14 protein-coding genes are annotated in these 16,301 nt (G+C 37.8%); 8 read left to right on the top strand and 6 right to left on the bottom strand.

What is annotated here, in order from left to right:
* Nucleotides 1-2: 2 nt before the first annotated feature.
* Together V3Z67_RS14685 and rnpA are read right to left on the bottom strand one after the other, a co-directional pair.
* Complete coding sequence (locus tag V3Z67_RS14685) at nucleotides 3-836, bottom strand: DUF4349 domain-containing protein (RefSeq protein ID WP_330444026.1); 834 nt, start codon at nucleotides 834-836, stop codon at nucleotides 3-5.
* 68 nt (nucleotides 837-904) lie between these two features.
* On the bottom strand, nucleotides 905-1,291 hold the full coding sequence (rnpA, locus tag V3Z67_RS14690) for a ribonuclease P protein component (RefSeq protein WP_330444050.1): 387 nt from the start codon (nucleotides 1,289-1,291) through the stop codon (nucleotides 905-907).
* A 93-nt stretch (nucleotides 1,292-1,384) separates the two neighbouring features.
* Here rnpA and V3Z67_RS14695 point away from each other — a divergent pair, with 93 nt between their 5' ends.
* Entirely contained in the window at nucleotides 1,385-2,083 is a 699-nt protein-coding gene (locus V3Z67_RS14695; protein WP_330444027.1) for a S24 family peptidase, read from the top strand.
* A 416-nt stretch (nucleotides 2,084-2,499) separates the two neighbouring features.
* On the opposite strand, the gene V3Z67_RS14700 is transcribed toward V3Z67_RS14695, so the two are convergent.
* The 3 genes from V3Z67_RS14700 to V3Z67_RS14710 form a co-directional block, all read right to left on the bottom strand.
* Nucleotides 2,500-4,392 (bottom strand): M1 family metallopeptidase, encoded by a 1,893-nt coding sequence (locus V3Z67_RS14700; protein WP_330444028.1) that lies wholly within the window; start codon nucleotides 4,390-4,392, stop codon nucleotides 2,500-2,502.
* A 59-nt stretch (nucleotides 4,393-4,451) separates the two neighbouring features.
* Complete coding sequence (locus tag V3Z67_RS14705) at nucleotides 4,452-6,071, bottom strand: S8 family peptidase (RefSeq protein ID WP_330444029.1); 1,620 nt, start codon at nucleotides 6,069-6,071, stop codon at nucleotides 4,452-4,454.
* A gap of 72 nt (nucleotides 6,072-6,143) precedes the next feature.
* Nucleotides 6,144-7,004, bottom strand: a complete 861-nt coding sequence (locus V3Z67_RS14710; RefSeq protein WP_330444030.1) for an MBL fold metallo-hydrolase — start codon at nucleotides 7,002-7,004, stop codon at nucleotides 6,144-6,146.
* 160 nt (nucleotides 7,005-7,164) lie between these two features.
* Between V3Z67_RS14710 and V3Z67_RS14715 the strand changes: the two genes are divergently transcribed.
* The 7 genes from V3Z67_RS14715 (at nucleotide 7,165) to V3Z67_RS14745 (ending at nucleotide 15,067) form a co-directional block, all read left to right on the top strand.
* Entirely contained in the window at nucleotides 7,165-7,494 is a 330-nt protein-coding gene (locus V3Z67_RS14715; RefSeq protein WP_035131760.1) for a HesB/IscA family protein, read from the top strand.
* 137 nt (nucleotides 7,495-7,631) lie between these two features.
* Nucleotides 7,632-9,080, top strand: coding sequence for a Fe-S cluster assembly protein SufB (sufB, locus tag V3Z67_RS14720; RefSeq protein ID WP_330444031.1), 1,449 nt, complete (start codon nucleotides 7,632-7,634; stop codon nucleotides 9,078-9,080).
* A 34-nt stretch (nucleotides 9,081-9,114) separates the two neighbouring features.
* Entirely contained in the window at nucleotides 9,115-9,861 is a 747-nt protein-coding gene (gene sufC, locus V3Z67_RS14725; protein WP_330444032.1) for a Fe-S cluster assembly ATPase SufC, read from the top strand.
* Nucleotides 9,862-9,891: 30 nt separating this feature from the next.
* Nucleotides 9,892-10,281 carry a four helix bundle protein gene (locus V3Z67_RS14730; RefSeq protein WP_330444033.1) on the top strand — a complete coding sequence of 130 codons (390 nt, stop codon included), beginning with the start codon at nucleotides 9,892-9,894 and terminating at the stop codon, nucleotides 10,279-10,281.
* Nucleotides 10,282-10,357: 76 nt separating this feature from the next.
* Nucleotides 10,358-11,674 (top strand): Fe-S cluster assembly protein SufD, encoded by a 1,317-nt coding sequence (sufD, locus tag V3Z67_RS14735; RefSeq protein ID WP_330444034.1) that lies wholly within the window; start codon nucleotides 10,358-10,360, stop codon nucleotides 11,672-11,674.
* 142 nt (nucleotides 11,675-11,816) lie between these two features.
* Nucleotides 11,817-13,979, top strand: coding sequence for a TonB-dependent receptor plug domain-containing protein (locus V3Z67_RS14740; protein ID WP_330444035.1), 2,163 nt, complete (start codon nucleotides 11,817-11,819; stop codon nucleotides 13,977-13,979).
* Nucleotides 13,980-13,999: 20 nt separating this feature from the next.
* A complete protein-coding gene (locus tag V3Z67_RS14745; RefSeq protein WP_330444036.1) occupies nucleotides 14,000-15,067 on the top strand; it encodes an HmuY family protein in 1,068 nt (355 codons plus the stop codon).
* A 185-nt stretch (nucleotides 15,068-15,252) separates the two neighbouring features.
* On the opposite strand, the gene V3Z67_RS14750 is transcribed toward V3Z67_RS14745, so the two are convergent.
* On the bottom strand, nucleotides 15,253-16,290 hold the full coding sequence (locus V3Z67_RS14750; RefSeq protein WP_330444037.1) for a hemin-degrading factor: 1,038 nt from the start codon (nucleotides 16,288-16,290) through the stop codon (nucleotides 15,253-15,255).
* Between the last annotated feature and the right edge of the window lie 11 nt (nucleotides 16,291-16,301).

Below are 16,301 nucleotides of genomic sequence, written 5' to 3' on the forward strand. Positions count from 1 at the left end.
TATTATTGTTTTTTTCCTTTGATTCGTCTTCTGATTAAAATAAACACAATTACGAAAATAAGGATAAAAGGCCAAATTTGGATTAAACCTATAAAGAAACTTGAAAGTGAGTTAAACCCTGATTTAAGCGCATTGACCAGTTTTGCGCCGTATGATACTGTAGCGCCCTGTTTTTCGGCAACGGTTTTGTAAAAATAAATGTAAACCGTGCTGTATGAAACCTGATTTTCCAAATACTGTAATCGTGCCTGTTTTGACTCGATTTCCTCACGTATTTCCGAAAGCTCCTTTTCTATTTCCAGCATTTCCGAAACTTTATTGGCTTTTTTAAGTAGTTCCAGATAGCGCGCTTCCAGTGCTTTTTTTGTTTTTATGCGGGATTGAGTATCAATATACTCTTCGGTAACGTCGCGGGATGAAATTTCTTTTCTTTCAAAGTACGATACTCCTTTACTGATTTCGTCTATAAAATTGTCAAACGATTCGTTAGGTACTCTTATGGTAAGGGAACGGCTTACTGTATTATATTCATTTCTTTCTTCATCACTTTGTATCTGCCCTTTAAATTTACCTATTGCCTGTTTTATATTACCGGCAGTAGTCTCAAGGTTTTGTGTTTCAAAACGAAGCGTAGCGGTTTTAATGATTTTTGCTTCAGTTTCAACGGTTCTGGCTACATCTCCTTCTATAGACTTATATTTGATTTCATAAGCTGGAGCAGTTTCTTCCACCGCAACTGCATCATCATATAATATCATATTGTCTACACTTTCAGCAGATTTTTTACATGAAATAAGTAAGGCGACAAGACTAAAAGCAAAAAGTAAATTTTTCATAAGTAAAGGTGTTTTTTTGTTAAAAACGTAAAAACCTTTACAAATATTACAAAGTGTTAAAAAACAACTTATTGTGTAGTAATCTGAGTTATGAATTTTTCAAACAGTTGTACCGTTTTGGTGTTTATTTCCTCAAGAGATAAACGGTCTTTAGTTTGGTACATCAGCATATACGCATAAGGTTGCGGCTGATTTTCAAGCAGCAGTTGTTTGTTATGACGGTAGGTTTCGCGAAGCAGGCGTTTAAAATAGTTTCTGTCTACAGCTTTTTTGAAATGTCTTTTGGAAACCGACACCCCAATTTTTATAGGACCCGGTTCATGTTCGGGAAGGGGTACATAAACCAGACGTAAAGGGTATTTTGAAACCGAGCGCCCTTCTGCAAACATCAGGTCTATTGTGTTCCTGCTTTTTAGTTTTTCCTCTTTAGGATATGTAAACTTCCCTTTTTCCATAGTGGGGCAAAGGTACATTTTTTTAAAACAGCTTTAGTTTATCTATAATTAAGAAAATTTTCTTAATATTGTAAAAGAAAAAAATACGTTATTATGGTTTCTGATCGATTAAAACAGTACATAGAAACAAAGGGAGTTAGTTACTATGCCTTTGAAAATAGTATAGATGTGAGCCGGGGGAGCATTTCTAAAGCAGTAAAAGACTCGAAGAGTATTGGCTCCAATGTACTTGAAAAAATTCTTTCAGTATATCCTGATCTTAATCCGTCATGGTTATTAACAGGTGAAGGGGATATGTTTAATAATGATGTTGAAGTTGCAGCACCGGATACGGTTAAAACGTACCGACTTAAAACCGACAGGAATATTGAATCGCAGCAAATACCATTATATGATCTTGAAGCTGTTGCCGGTCTTGTTCCGTTATTCAGTAATAATAAGGCATTAACGCCGGCCGACCATATTTCAATACCGCATCTCCCAAAATGTGACGGTGCGATTTATGTTACCGGAGACAGTATGTACCCATTACTTAAAAGCGGGGATATTGTTTTATACAAGGAAGTGAATGATATGGTTAATGGTATTTTTTGGGGCGAAATGTACCTGATAAGTATTGATATGGACGGAGAGGAGTACATCACCGTGAAATATATACAGCGCTCACAAGAACCGGGCATGGTAAAACTGGTTAGTGAAAACAGGCATCATCAGGAAAAAGAAGTTGAGCTTTCAAAAATCAGAGCATTAGCTTTAGTAAAGGCTTCTATCAGAATGAATGCCATGAACTAATATTCTACAAAAAATCCAGACCTTCCTTCTACATCTTTACCCATTTTTCCCCAATGTTTTTTATTCAGGGTAAAAATGCTTTTTACTTAAATCACTGTAAAACAGCAGTATTTAATGTTTTTTTCTGGTTTAATGTTTAAGGGGCATTATACTTGTTTTTAAAATAGTAATACTGATAAGTATTGCAACACTTACTGAAACCTAAATTAAAGAATACAATACGGGCTGAACCAGCTAAAAACCATATAACTGTAACACACTTTTAGTTCATTGGTTTTTAGCGTCTATATATATTTATACAGAAGCAGTGTTTTTTGATTCTATTTTATCTGTTTCAAAAAACCTTCGGGCTTAATTTTTCCGGAGGTTTTTTTGGTATCAATGAAAAAGCCCTGCATTTGCAGGGCTTTCTTGTATTATTGCTTTACATAAATGTTGTTTTCCTTATTTATGTCGGCCATGAGCTCCATAGGATCTATCATAATCACCTTTATAGCCGATTTAGGCTTGTTTATGGTGAATTGGTAGGTTGTATGTGCCCAGTCCCAGTTTGCAAGCACTGTGCGCTTTAAATTAGCGTATGGGTTGTCTTTTTGGTAATGCATTAAGCTAAGCGGTACATAGTACGTTTCCTGAGTACCGTCTTCATAAACTACAATAAGGTCCAGTGGCATTGGCATCATACCTATGCGCTCCAGTGTAACCGTTGTAGAATTAGTGTTGTCACTAAGATCTTTAATACTGTAATCAATAGTATTTGTAGTTTGGCACCAGTCGGTTAAATACCAGTCCAGTTCAGCCCCCGATACTTTCTCTGCGGTACGGATGATATCCAGCGGAGTAGGGTGGGTAAACTTGTAGTCATGGTAATAACGCTTAATGGTTTTCATTAGGTTTTCCTGACCTATAACATCTATAAGCTGCGTAAGGAAAATTGTCCCTTTACTGTAAGCCGATATACCGTAAAGCATATTAAGGGAATACCTGTCGGCATGAGTGGTTAAAGGTTGTTCTTTACCTGTAGAAACCATGTAGAAGTAGTTGCTATAGGCATCAGTCCATGGGTGAGACTGTTTTTCTTTTTTATCATTAGGTAACACGGTTTCCATAGCAAGATCACTAATGAAAGAAGTAAAGCCTTCATCCATCCATTCGTGCTTAGACTCGTTAGAGGCTAAAATATGCTGGAACCATGAGTGAGCAAATTCGTGAGCTGTTACACCTACAAGGCTACCATAGCTGCGGTTACCTGTAATCAGTGTACACATAGCATATTCCATACCACCGTCACCACCCTGAACAACAGAGTATTGTTTGTATGGATAAGGGCCTATGTTTTCGTTATAGAAAGCCAAAAGCTCGGCCGTTTTAGGCTGAAGCTTTTTCCAGTTTTCATTGTATTCCGGATTGTCTTTATAGAAGAAGTGCAGTTCTACACCGTTTGGGCCTATTATTTTGTCATGAATGTAATCTTTATCTGCACCCCATGCAAAATCGTGTACCATTGGTGCTACAAAATGCCAGGTAAGGGTTTTTGTTTTTCTTGGGTGTTTAACTTTTACACCTTCGTCTTCATAACCTTTACCAATTTCGTTTTTGTTTTGCAGGTAGCCTGTTCCGCCTATGGTATAGTTTTTATCAATAGTAATTTTTACGTCAAAATCACCCCAAACACCGTGAAATTCACGACCAATGTATGGATCTGCATGCCATCCTTCAAAATCGTATTCGGCAATTTTTGGATACCATTGTGTCATGGAAAGGGCTACACCTTCGGTTGAGTTTCTTCCAGAACGACGCACCTGTTCTGGCACCTGTCCTTCAAAACTCAAATTAAATGTAGTTGATTTTCCAGGTAATATAGGAGACGCTAAATCTACTTCAAGTACAGTACCCGCAACAATAGTTTTGGCTTCTAAACCATCCTGTTTGAAATTAGATATGTTTAGGAAACCTATCTGATCTGGAGTAAGGGTACTAATACGGCTTTCCTTAATAGTTTCTTCACCTCTCTTAAAACTTTTTACCATTCTTCCGTCCGGGTCGGCAATGGTTTGCAGCCTGGCATCCATCTCACTTCCGGGTTGGAAAGCATTGTTGTATAAATGATAAAATACGCGGCGAAGCGTATCGGGAGAGTTGTTAGTATAAACAAGTTCCTGTGTTCCGGTATAGCGGTAAGTTTTTACGTCCATGGAAACGTCCATTTTGTAATCTACGTGCTGTTGCCAGTAACCCGGGTTAGGATTGTTGTTTTGGGCAAACAGGCCCGAAACGGCAAAAAGTGCGAATAATACTGATTTTTTCATGGGCTTAAAATAAAAAATGGAAGGGAATTTCCCTTCCATTTATCTGATTTATATGAAAATTATTTTCCTCTTGAAATCTGATCGGCCATTATCAGGGCGTTGTAAGCATTTACAATTTTACCTGATTTTGAAGCCTCACTGAACATGATTACTTTTTGATCTTCACCTTCACCTACCTGTACCTGCATGTTTGGAGCTAAACCAGAATCCATAAGGATGTGCTTAACCTGTGAAGCAGAAAGTTTAGGGTAGTAAGCACGAATAAGTGCAGCTACACCGGCAGCATTTGGAGAAGCCATAGAAGTTCCCTGTAGGAATTCATAATGATTATCAGGAGTTGTTGCATAAATTCTCATACCCGGGCTAAATACGTCTACGTTATTTTTACCGTAGTTAGAGAAAGGGGCTACTAAACCTTTTTCTGTAAGCTTGTTGTTAAGAGCACCAATACAGATAAAGTTATCTGAAAACTCAGGACCTGTAACCATGTTATCGTTAGGGTAACGCTCTACACCACCGTTTTTGTCAAGGTAAGCACCTTCGTTACCTGCAGCACAAACAATAAGAACGTCTTTTTCTCCTGCATATTTAATTGCATCATATACCCACTCGCTGTGTGTAGAGAAGTATTTACCAAAACTACCGTTGATTACTTTAGCACCATTGTCTACAGCATAACGAATAGCAAGTGCAACATCTTTATCATACTCATCACCATCCGGTACGGCTCTTACAGCCATAATTTCTACAACATCGCTGGCAACACCGTCACCACCAATACCGTTGTTTCTTACCTGAGCGATGATACCCGAAACGTGTGTACCGTGTTTAGCACCGTCTTTATCCGGGCCAATTACATTATTATTACCATAACCTCTTGAGTTGAAATCATCAGGGTTGTCACCCAGAATTTCACGAGCATTGTATTTTAGGTTAAGGTGGTATTCAATTTCATTTGTGTAGTGCTCTACACCAGAGTTAACTTCTTTAGCAAGTTCTTCTCTTGAAATCTGAGCAAGAATCATTACAAACTGGCTTCTAACACTAGTTAGACTAGGGTCTTTTAAATCAAGTGCTTTAAGGTCTTCTGCAGTGTAGTTTTCCTTACCTGTAAGTTCCTGGAATTTTTTATCGGCTTTCAGGATGAAGTCCATCTGCATTTTACCTGCAAGCGCCTGGTTGTATTCTTCATCATATTTAGCTTTTGCTCTTTTGTAGGTTTCAGAACCATCGTCACCTTTTTTAAGGATCCTGATGAACTCCATGTTTTCATGGTTAATGTCGCCTAAAAAGTTCCATCCGTGAATATCGTCAATGTATCCGTTGTTATCGTCATCAATACCGTTTCCAGCAATCTCTTTCGGATTGGTCCAAATAACCCCTTGTAAGTCAGGGTGCTCAATATCCACACCAGAATCTACTACACCAACAATGATTTTAGTAGCTTTTCTTCCTTGTAAAAGAGTGCTGTAAGCTCTGTCTACACTCATTCCCGGAATGGTATCGTTAAACAGGTCTAAATGACTCCAACGTTTTTCTTCTGTATCAGTAAGGTCAGCTTTCTTAGCTGTGATAGTAGTATTGATGGCAAGCGGGGTTGCCGTAATTTTTTTAGATGAACCGCAGCTTGCCAGAAATAAAGCCAGGGCAGCTGACAGGTAAATTGACTTGAACTTCATAATTCGTTTTATTTAATTTTTTAAATAGGTCTAATGTATCCTGATTTTGTTACACAAAAATCCCGATTAACATTAAATTAGTATATCACTACACTTGTATGCATCTTTAAGGCGTACACCTTTTTCGGTATGCTGTACTGTAATTATTTCATTGTGAGCGTCATGCTCTAAAAATAAATAATAACCGTTATCGGCGGCGGTATTCATAAACTTTGCCTTCTCATCCAGTGTTAATAACGGGCGGGTATCATAACCCATAACATACGGTAACGGAATATGACCCGCAGTAGGAAGCAAATCGGCCATGAAAACAATGGTTTTGCCGTTATAGTTTATATGCGGGATCATTTGTTTTTCGGTATGTCCGTCTGCAAAAAAGATACCAAAGCCCAGCTCACATTGGTCTAAATAGTCACCATTAGGGCGGTTAATAAACTTAAGCTGTCCGCTTTCCTGCATAGGGATAATATTTTCTTTCAGGAAAGAAGCTTTTTCACGGGCGTTAGGTTTTGTAGCCCATTCCCAGTGATTATCGTTTGTCCAGAAGTTGGCATTTTTAAAAGCAACCTCATATCCGGTACGCTCTTTATTCCACTGTACGCTTCCGCCACAATGGTCAAAATGAAGGTGTGTCATAAACACATCGGTAATATCATCTCGGTGAAAGCCATATTTTGCAAGGGACTTGTCTATACTGTGGTCACCCCAAAGTGAGTAGTAGCCAAAAAACTTTTCGTTTTGCTTATTTCCCATCCCTGTATCTATCAAAATCAGTCTGTTGCCGTCTTCAATTAAAAGGCATCTTGCAGCAATATCAATAAGATTGTTGGCATCTGCCGGGTTTGTTCTGTTCCATATCGTTTTAGGAACAACGCCAAACATAGCCCCTCCGTCAAGCTTAAAATTGCCACTTTCTATTGGATATAATTTCATTGTATTGAGTTTAGAGGTGCCAAATTACTAATTTAAGCCCAAATATCGTTATAAGTATTGCTTATAATGCAATAAGGAGAAAAAGGTTATCTGCTATTGCAATCTGTAAAAATGGTGGTATCTTTGCACTAAATTTAGATTAAATGTAAATTGTTGAATTATGATAAAAGTTTCTGACACAGCAAGAAAGAAAGTCGCAAGCCTTATGGAAGATGAGGGATTTGATGCTGCTACTGATTATGTGAGGGTAGGCGTTAAAAGTGGCGGATGCTCTGGGCTTTCATACGATTTAAAGTTTGACAAAGAGCTTGGAGAGAATGACAAAGTGTTTGAGGATAACAATATAAAAATTGCCGTAGATAAAAAAAGTTTCCTGTATTTAGCAGGTACAATCCTGGAATATTCGGGAGGATTAAACGGTAAAGGATTTGTATTTAATAATCCAAATGCAAGCAGAACCTGCGGTTGCGGGGAAAGTTTTTCGCTTTAATTATTATGTTTCAGGTTTCAGGTTACACATTGAAGCCTGAAAAATGACAACGTAAACGAATTTAGAATATATAGGTATTTCAGTAATGTTTCGGTATACTATGTACCGGTAATTTTCCACCTGAAACGAAACAAACGATGAGTAAGTACACAGAAGAAGAATTAAAAATCGAACTCGAGAACAAGGAGTATGAGTACGGTTTTTATACGGATATAGAATCAGATACGTTCCCTAACGGGCTAAACGAGGACATTGTTCGTGCTATTTCCTTAAAAAAGGAAGAGCCTGAATGGATGACCGAATGGCGCCTTGAAGCTTTCAGGGCTTGGGAACAGATGGTTGAGCCTGAATGGGCTAACGTACACTATGAGAAACCTAAATTCCAGGATATATCATACTATTCGGCACCAATGAAAAAGCCGAAATATAACAGCCTTGATGAGGTAGATCCTGAACTTTTAGACACGTTCAAAAAACTGGGAATCTCATTAGATGAGCAAAAAAAGCTGGCAGGTGTTGCGGTCGATATCGTGATGGACTCGGTATCTGTTGCTACTACCTTTAAGCAAACACTTGCTGAAAAAGGTATTATTTTCTGTTCTATATCTGAGGCGATTAAGGAACACCCTGAGTTGGTTAAGAAATATCTTGGTACCGTAGTACCGCAAAAAGACAATTTCTATGCAGCACTTAATTCTGCCGTATTCTCAGACGGTTCTTTTTGTTACATACCAAAAGGCGTAAGATGCCCTATGGAACTTTCTACTTACTTCAGGATCAATCAGGCCGGTACAGGTCAGTTTGAGCGTACACTTGTTGTGGCAGACGAAGGAAGTTATGTAAGTTACCTTGAAGGATGTACAGCACCATCGCGCGATGAAAATCAGCTGCACGCTGCTGTTGTAGAACTGATTGCTCTTGATGATGCCGAGATTAAATATTCTACTGTTCAAAACTGGTTCCCTGGTGATAAAACAGGTAAAGGTGGGGTTTATAACTTTGTAACCAAACGCGGACTTTGTGAGAAGAATGCTAAAATTTCATGGACACAGGTTGAAACAGGATCTGCCGTTACATGGAAATACCCAAGCTGTGTACTTAAAGGTGATAACTCGGTAGGGGAGTTTTACTCTATTGCTGTTACAAATAACTATCAGCAAGCCGATACAGGTACTAAAATGATTCACTTAGGAAAAAATACTAAGAGTACTATTATCTCTAAAGGTATTTCGGCAGGTAAATCACAAAATAGTTACCGTGGTTTGGTACAAATAGCTTCGAGAGCGGAAAACGCAAGGAACTTCTCCCAGTGTGATTCATTACTTATGGGTAACAGTTGTGGTGCGCATACATTCCCATATATCGAATCTAAAAATACTACCGCAAAAATAGAGCACGAGGCAACAACAAGTAAAATTGGTGAAGACCAGGTGTTTTACTGTAACCAGAGGGGAATCCCTACAGAGAAAGCCATTGCACTTATTGTGAACGGGTTTAGTAAGGAAGTTTTAAATAAGCTGCCTATGGAGTTTGCCGTAGAAGCTCAAAAATTACTTGAAATAAGCCTTGAAGGCTCTGTAGGTTAATCAATTATTAAAAAATACACCATTATATATTTTTATGTTATCAATAAAGAATTTACACGCAAGTGTTGAAGATAAAGAGATTTTAAAAGGTATAAACCTTGAAGTAAAAGCAGGAGAGGTTCATGCTATAATGGGCCCTAACGGTTCTGGTAAAAGTACGCTTTCTTCTGTTATCGCAGGTAAAGAGGACTATGAGGTAACCGATGGGGAAATTGTTCTTGAAGGAGAAGATATAGGCGAACTGGCACCGGAAGAAAGAGCTCATAAAGGTGTTTTCCTTTCTTTCCAGTATCCGGTAGAAATTCCGGGTGTATCTGTAACTAACTTTATGAAAACGGCAATCAACGAGAGCCGTAAAGCTAAAGGATTAGAGGAAATGCCGGCTAACGAAATGCTGAAATTAATCCGTGAGAAATCAGAATTATTAGAAATAGACAGGAAGTTTTTATCACGTTCGTTAAACGAAGGTTTCTCGGGTGGTGAGAAAAAACGTAATGAGATATTCCAGATGGCTATGCTTGAACCAAAGTTGGCTATTCTTGACGAAACCGACTCAGGCCTTGATATCGATGCACTTCGTATCGTAGCAAACGGTGTGAACAAACTACGCAATAAAGACAACGCTGTAATTGTTATTACACACTACCAAAGGCTGCTTGACTATATTGTTCCTGATTATGTTCACGTACTTTACAATGGTAAGATTGTAAAATCAGGAGGTAAAGAGCTTGCTTACGAGCTTGAGGAAAAAGGTTACGACTGGATAAAATCAGAGAATTAATAATTTCAGGTTTCAAGTTTCAGGTTGTAAATGGCTACGATTAAGAGGTTTGAAGATTTAGAAATTTGGCAGGAAGCCAGAAGGCTTGCAAAAGAAATACACATTATTTCTGTAGAAACCGAATTAAAAAATGATTTCAGACTAAAAAGCCAAATAAAAAGTTCTTCAGGATCTGTTATGGATAATATTGCTGAAGGCTTTGAACGTGATGGTAATATGGAGTTTAGGCAATTCCTATCAATATCAAAAGGTTCTGCAGGAGAAACCAGATCACAGTTATATAGGCTGTTTGATTCCGGATATATTACGGCTGAAAAACTTGAAATATTAAAAGCAGATTATGAAAGTCTTAGTGGTAAACTAAAGGGGTTTATCAATTATTTGAACAAAAAAGATTATAAAGGCAATAAGTTTCAGTAATAACATATTGCCTAAAAATATCCAGGATGAGGGCTTAAATGTGAAACCTGAAACCTGAAATCTGAAACATAAAGTAATGGATTTAAAAGAGAAATTATTATCTTCTTTCATGGCTTTTGAAGAGCGTGTGGATGTAAATGCTGATTTACATAATATACGCACAGAGGCTATAAAGAATTTTGAAAATAAAGGGTTTCCAACCAAAAAGGAAGAAGCGTGGAAATATACTTCGCTTAATGCAGTACTTAAAAATGACTTTAGCGTATTCCCAAAGCAGGAAAACGCATTAAGTTATGCTGAGGTAAAAAAATATTTTCTGCATGAAATAGACACCTATAAAGTTGTTTTTATAGACGGTATATTCAGTTCTTTCCTTTCTTCCACTACACACGAAGGTCTTGATGTTTGCCTGATGTCATCGGCATTAACAAAGCCTAAGTATAAGGAAGTAATAGATACTTATTTTAATAAGAGAGCCAATAAGGATGAAAGCCTGACTTCATTAAACACTGCATTTGCTCATGAAGGTGCTTTTATTAATATCCCTAAAAATAAGATAGCCGATAAACCTATAGAGATTATCAGTTTCTCTACAGGTAACGAGGCGGCTCTTATGGTACAGCCTAGAAATCTCGTGATTGTTGGTAAAAACGCACAAGTACAGATTATTGAAAGACACCAGAGCCTTAACAGTAACCCAGTACTTACTAACTCTGTTACCGAAATTTTCGCTCATGAAAATGCCAATGTGGATTATTACAAAATCCAGAATGACGTTTTAACGGCAAACCTTATAGATAATACTTACATTTCACAAAAGCGTGACAGTAACGTGAGTGTTCATACCTTCTCATTTGGTGGTAACATAACACGTAACAACCTTAACTTTTACCATGAAGGTGAGAATATAGACAGTACACTTAAGGGGATCACAATTATTAGCGGTAAGCAGCACGTAGACCATTATACGCTTGTTAATCATGCTCAACCAAACTGTGAGAGTCACCAAAACTATAAAGGTATTTTTGACGGAAGCTCTACAGGAGTATTTAACGGTAAGATATATGTTGAGAAAATTGCTCAGAAAACCGATGCTTTCCAGCAAAACAACAACGTACTGTTAAGCGATAAGGCTACCATAAATGCTAAACCACAGCTTGAGATTTTTGCTGACGACGTAAAATGCTCTCACGGTTGTACTATTGGTCAGCTTGACGAAGATGCTATGTTCTATATGCAGTCAAGAGGTATTCCTCAAAAGGAAGCCAAAGCTTTATTGATGTACGCATTCTCTAACGAGGTTATTGATAGTATCAGGATTACTGAGCTTAAAAACAGAATCAATAAAATTATAGCAACAAAATTGGGGGTAAACATGGGCTTTGACCTGTAATTACCATTAATTCTAAATAAAAGAAAAAGCAGCGCTAACAGCGCTGCTTTTTCTTTTATTTAGAATTAATAAAAATAATTTGGATATGTGGCAGCGCCTGAGTAGATTTGCAATTTAGAATTAATCTAATTTAACTTAAATAATGCAGCGCATTACAAAATTATTTATACCAATAACCTTTACGTTAAGCATAAGTCTATTTGCTCAAGAGCGCGTAATTGATTCTATAAAGAATACACAGCTCGATGAAGTTATTGTAACAGGCCAAATTGAACCTCAATCCATAAAGAAATCAGTATTTAATGTCAGGGTTATCTCTAAAGAGGATATACAAAGACAGGCAGCCAATAACCTGGGAGATGTTTTAAACCAGTATCTCAATATTGTGGTAAGGCCTAACAGTAGCGATGGGAGATCTTCTGTTAGCATGTTTGGACTAGACGGTCAGTATTTCAAAATATTGGTAGACAATGTGCCTATGGTTAGTGATACAGGACTTGGTAATAATGTAGATCTTACTCAAATTAACCTTGATGATGTGGAGCAGCTGGAAATAATTGAAGGCTCAATGGGAGTAACTCATGGAGCTAATGCTGTTAGTGGAGTTATTAATATAATTACAAAAAAATCTACCAAAAACAAATGGGATATTACCGCAACGGTACAGGAAGAAACCATAGGCGATGAATATGAGCCTTTAGGTAAAGAAGGAAGACATATACAGGCTTTGCGTGCAGCACATGAGATTAATGATAACTGGTTTTTTTCTGTAGGAGCTAACAGAAACGATTTTCAGGGCTTTAAAGATAACAGGGGAGGAAAGGACTTTACCGAAAACACCAATGATATTGAGTATCAGAGAGGGTATAGCTGGCTTCCAAAGGAACAGTTTTTTACCAATGCCCTTGTTCGTTATCAAAAAAACGGCATGCGTTTGTTTTACAGGTTTGAATATCTAAATGAGGATATAGATTATTATAATTCCATTGTGTCAAACGAGTTTTCAGAACAAACAAATAGTGTAATGAGAATAAGTACAGACAGGAGATATTATACAGATAAGTTTTATCATCATTTAAACGGCGTAGGAAAGCTTTTTTTCGCTTTGGATTATAATGTGTCATTGTCATACCAAACGCAGCAGAGAGAGCTCGAACAGTTTAAATATTACATACAAACGGGTGAGGAAGCAAACAACGAAACAAAACCATATCAGGAAACCGATGTAATATATTCTACCGGTACTTTGTCAAACTTCTTTAAAGACAGGAAGTATGACCTACAGTTTGGGTATGAGTTTGTAAATACAAACGGTTACAGCTCTTCGGTTACAGGTTTATTTAATCCTACAGAAAATTCACAGAATACAGAAAGAAGACTTGAAAACTATGATTTTTTTAGTGTGGCAGAGATTAGTCTGTCAGACAGGTTCTCAATCAGGCCGGGCTACCGTTACTCTTTCCAGTCTAAGTTTGAAGATCAATGGGCAGGCTCATTTGGCATGAGGTATCTGTTTAATCATAATATTGAGGCAAGGGCATCATACGGAAGGTCATACAGAACTCCTAACTACGACGAACTGTACACCTATTTTGTAGATGCAAACCATAATGTACAGGGTAACGAGCAGCTTATACCTGAAACAAGTAACTCGGCTGAAGCCAGCATTAAAAAAATGAGTTTTTTCGATTCAGGGCTTAAACTGTCAAACAACATCAATTTTGCCTATATGGCGGTTGATGACAGGATAGAACTGGCGGTGGTTCAAACAACACCTATGTTAGAGTCAAAATACATTAACATAAGTAAGTATCAAATGTGGAATGTATCTACCGGTCATCAGGTAGGATATAAAAATTTATTGGCAAAAGTAGGCTTTACCATTGCAGGAATATCAAGAAAAATAGATAACGGATTAGCTGTTTCAGATGATAAATTCCTAACCAATTACCAATTTAACGCTAACCTGGCCTATACTGTTCCAAAATGGAAAACAACATTCTCTGCTTTCTATAAACTTAACGGAAAACAACAACAGTATATAGAAAGTACAGATGCTTCAAACGGTGATGTTATTTATGTATTACAGGAACTTGAAAGTTTTGGACTACTTGATGCATCTGTAAAGAAGACCTTTTTTGATAAGGCATTTGATGTAACATTAGGGGCCAGAAATTTACTCAATATTGTAAATGTAAGATCAAATATAGGTGCTTCAGATGCCCATACTACTGGCTCAACCAATAACCTTTTAGGTTATGGAAGATCCTTTTTCCTAAAGCTAACTTATAATATTAATCTATAATTATTTATACAATCATACATATGAAAAAGTTATTTCTCTTTCCGGTTGTAGCTCTGTTTTTAGCGAGTTGTAGCAGTGACGATAACAATAATGATCCGGTTATAACCGACCCGGTAAATAATGAACTTATAACATTTGGAGGTGAAACAAATCCGCTTGGAGTAGGAGGGGCTACAGAGCCTAATCAGGTATATGTTGACCTTAGTGGCACCAGTGCTTCACCTGTTATAAGAGATAGCTGGGACTTAGGTTTTTATTCAGGCAGCGAGTTTAGGGTAATTATTAATGGGGCAGTACGAATGGCTGCCAAACAACTTGAGACAACTGATATTACCGAAACAGTTGAAGAAGACAATAGTGTAGCAGTAGGTACTTTTGACTCTGCTAACATGGCTTATGTTGATGACCCCCAGGGCGAGACTTTTGGTACTGCTTTTGGAGAACTTGCAACCAGCGAGGCAGAAGCTAAAGTATTTTTAGTAAATCGAGGAAGTGAAGTACCTACTACAGAACCTGCTGCCGGTTCTTCAAATGTTGCAGGAGACCCGAGAGGGTGGAAAAAAGTTAAGATTTGGGTTGACGGAACTGATTATAAAATACAATTTGCCGATTTAGCTTCAGTAGATTTTGAAGAAGTAACCATAAGCAAAAATTCGTTGTTTAATCATGTTTATTTTAACTTAGGAAGCGGAGAAGTTGCTCAAATTCAGCCGCAAAAGGACAGTTGGGATATGAATTTCACTACGTTTACAAACGAAGTGTTTCAGGGTGAAGTTTCTGCAGGAGCCTATTTCTATTCTGATTTTATAGTTATTAATACGCTTGCAGGTGTTGCTGCTTATAAAGTTGAAGGAGGACAGGATGCTTTTGATGCCTTTACAGCTCTTGATGTTGTACCTTCAGAATTTAGCGATGATCAAAGGGCTATAGGTGCCGAATGGAGAAATGTAACACCGGTACAGCTTTATGATGATGTTTTCTTTGTACTTAAAGACAGTGAAGGAAACTTATTTAAAATCAAATTTATTTCAATGCTTAATACAGAAGGTCACAGAGGGTTTCCTTTGTTTCAATACCAGCTTCTGTAAGCAATTACAATAGAATCATTTCAATATTCATAGCTGAAAAAAGCAGTAGTTAAGTTAGTTTTTGTTTTTACTGCATCCCGACCGGATTTCATAGTTACCGGTCGGGATTTTTTTGTTTATAAGGTAAATATTGCTCAATAAAAAACCCCGCATAAGCGGGGTTCACAATTTAAAGATAACACGAATTATAACGAAGCGACAAGTTCTCGCCACTCTTCAAGTTCAGGTATGCCCGGTTTTCTTTTCCCAAAGAACTGAACGATAATTTCTCCCAGTTCGTTGTATACCTCAATGGCAGTTACCATACCGTCTTCGGTTGGTTTTCTAACAATCCAGGTTTGGGCAATTTTATCCATATCAAGATGCAGGTTAAAATCAGGATCCATTACATTAAACCAGTTGTTGTGCCACATGGTTTTTCTTACCAGTCCGGTATGTATCTGGATGTTCCCTCTGTTACCTACAAAGCACATAATAGGAGTTTTTGTTTCTGCAGCGCCTTCCAGCATTTTTACTACAGTTTCTTTTTCAATCTTTTTAGCAAAGTTCTCATTGGGAGCTAAACGCAATGCCTGCGTTCTGGTAACGCCAAACTTTTTAAGCATACCAAAGAACGCGTGGGTGTCTTTTAGGTTCTCCCAAGCGTCCTGAAAGCCTTTTACGTCTATTTCAGTATCCGGTTTCTCGTCAATGTTTAACGCAACTTCAACCGTAGGTTCATCTGTATCTTGATTGTCTGATGTATATTTTGTAACCAGTTCGTCAAAAGCAGCTTCGTTGCTGTCTTTTGTCAGGTATATTTTATGAATAGCTAAACCGTCTTTTCCAAAAAACTGAAGACTTTTACGATCTCCGTTCTCTGATTTTTCGCTTACGGCAAAAGCCTTGTCCCAATGCGCAAGGAAGATTCGCAAATCGATATCCTCACCTACAAAAAGACCTGCAAACGGGCTACTGAAGTCTGGGTTAAGGTAAACGCCTTTTCTTTCATGCACACACTCGTCATTGCGGGTTAGCGCCATTACCTTACCAAGTTTTTCAATTTCTGTAAGTATAGCAGCAAATTCAGGCTTAAGTCGGGTTACCGTTTCTCCGGTTTGCGTGGCTAAAAGCTCAGCCTCGCTTACACCAAGTTTCTCGGCAGCATTGCGTATTCTCAAATGTGGGTTTTCGGCCTTAAGGGCGTCCCACTGCGATTTAAGGTTATTGGTTATAGTATCCATAATTCGGGTAT

Origin of the sequence: Flavobacterium sp. C4GT6 (assembly GCF_036347315.1) — a bacterium.
Lineage (GTDB): Bacteria > Bacteroidota > Bacteroidia > Flavobacteriales > Flavobacteriaceae > Flavobacterium.

Excerpts from the sequence above, each read along its gene's own strand:
- sufD (WP_330444034.1), top strand. The coding sequence starts at position 10,358 with ATGGATTTAAAAGAGAAATTATTATCTTCTTTCATGGCTTTTGAAGAG.
- V3Z67_RS14685 (WP_330444026.1), bottom strand. The coding sequence starts at position 836 with ATGAAAAATTTACTTTTTGCTTTTAGTCTTGTCGCCTTACTTATTTCA.
- V3Z67_RS14710 (WP_330444030.1), bottom strand. The coding sequence starts at position 7,004 with ATGAAATTATATCCAATAGAAAGTGGCAATTTTAAGCTTGACGGAGGG.
- V3Z67_RS14715 (WP_035131760.1), top strand. The coding sequence starts at position 7,165 with ATGATAAAAGTTTCTGACACAGCAAGAAAGAAAGTCGCAAGCCTTATG.
- V3Z67_RS14750 (WP_330444037.1), bottom strand. The coding sequence starts at position 16,290 with ATGGATACTATAACCAATAACCTTAAATCGCAGTGGGACGCCCTTAAG.
- V3Z67_RS14695 (WP_330444027.1), top strand. The coding sequence starts at position 1,385 with ATGGTTTCTGATCGATTAAAACAGTACATAGAAACAAAGGGAGTTAGT.
- sufB (WP_330444031.1), top strand. The coding sequence starts at position 7,632 with ATGAGTAAGTACACAGAAGAAGAATTAAAAATCGAACTCGAGAACAAG.
- rnpA (WP_330444050.1), bottom strand. The coding sequence starts at position 1,291 with ATGGAAAAAGGGAAGTTTACATATCCTAAAGAGGAAAAACTAAAAAGC.
- V3Z67_RS14740 (WP_330444035.1), top strand. The coding sequence starts at position 11,817 with ATGCAGCGCATTACAAAATTATTTATACCAATAACCTTTACGTTAAGC.
- V3Z67_RS14730 (WP_330444033.1), top strand. The coding sequence starts at position 9,892 with ATGGCTACGATTAAGAGGTTTGAAGATTTAGAAATTTGGCAGGAAGCC.
- V3Z67_RS14705 (WP_330444029.1), bottom strand. The coding sequence starts at position 6,071 with ATGAAGTTCAAGTCAATTTACCTGTCAGCTGCCCTGGCTTTATTTCTG.
- V3Z67_RS14700 (WP_330444028.1), bottom strand. The coding sequence starts at position 4,392 with ATGAAAAAATCAGTATTATTCGCACTTTTTGCCGTTTCGGGCCTGTTT.
- sufC (WP_330444032.1), top strand. The coding sequence starts at position 9,115 with ATGTTATCAATAAAGAATTTACACGCAAGTGTTGAAGATAAAGAGATT.
- V3Z67_RS14745 (WP_330444036.1), top strand. The coding sequence starts at position 14,000 with ATGAAAAAGTTATTTCTCTTTCCGGTTGTAGCTCTGTTTTTAGCGAGT.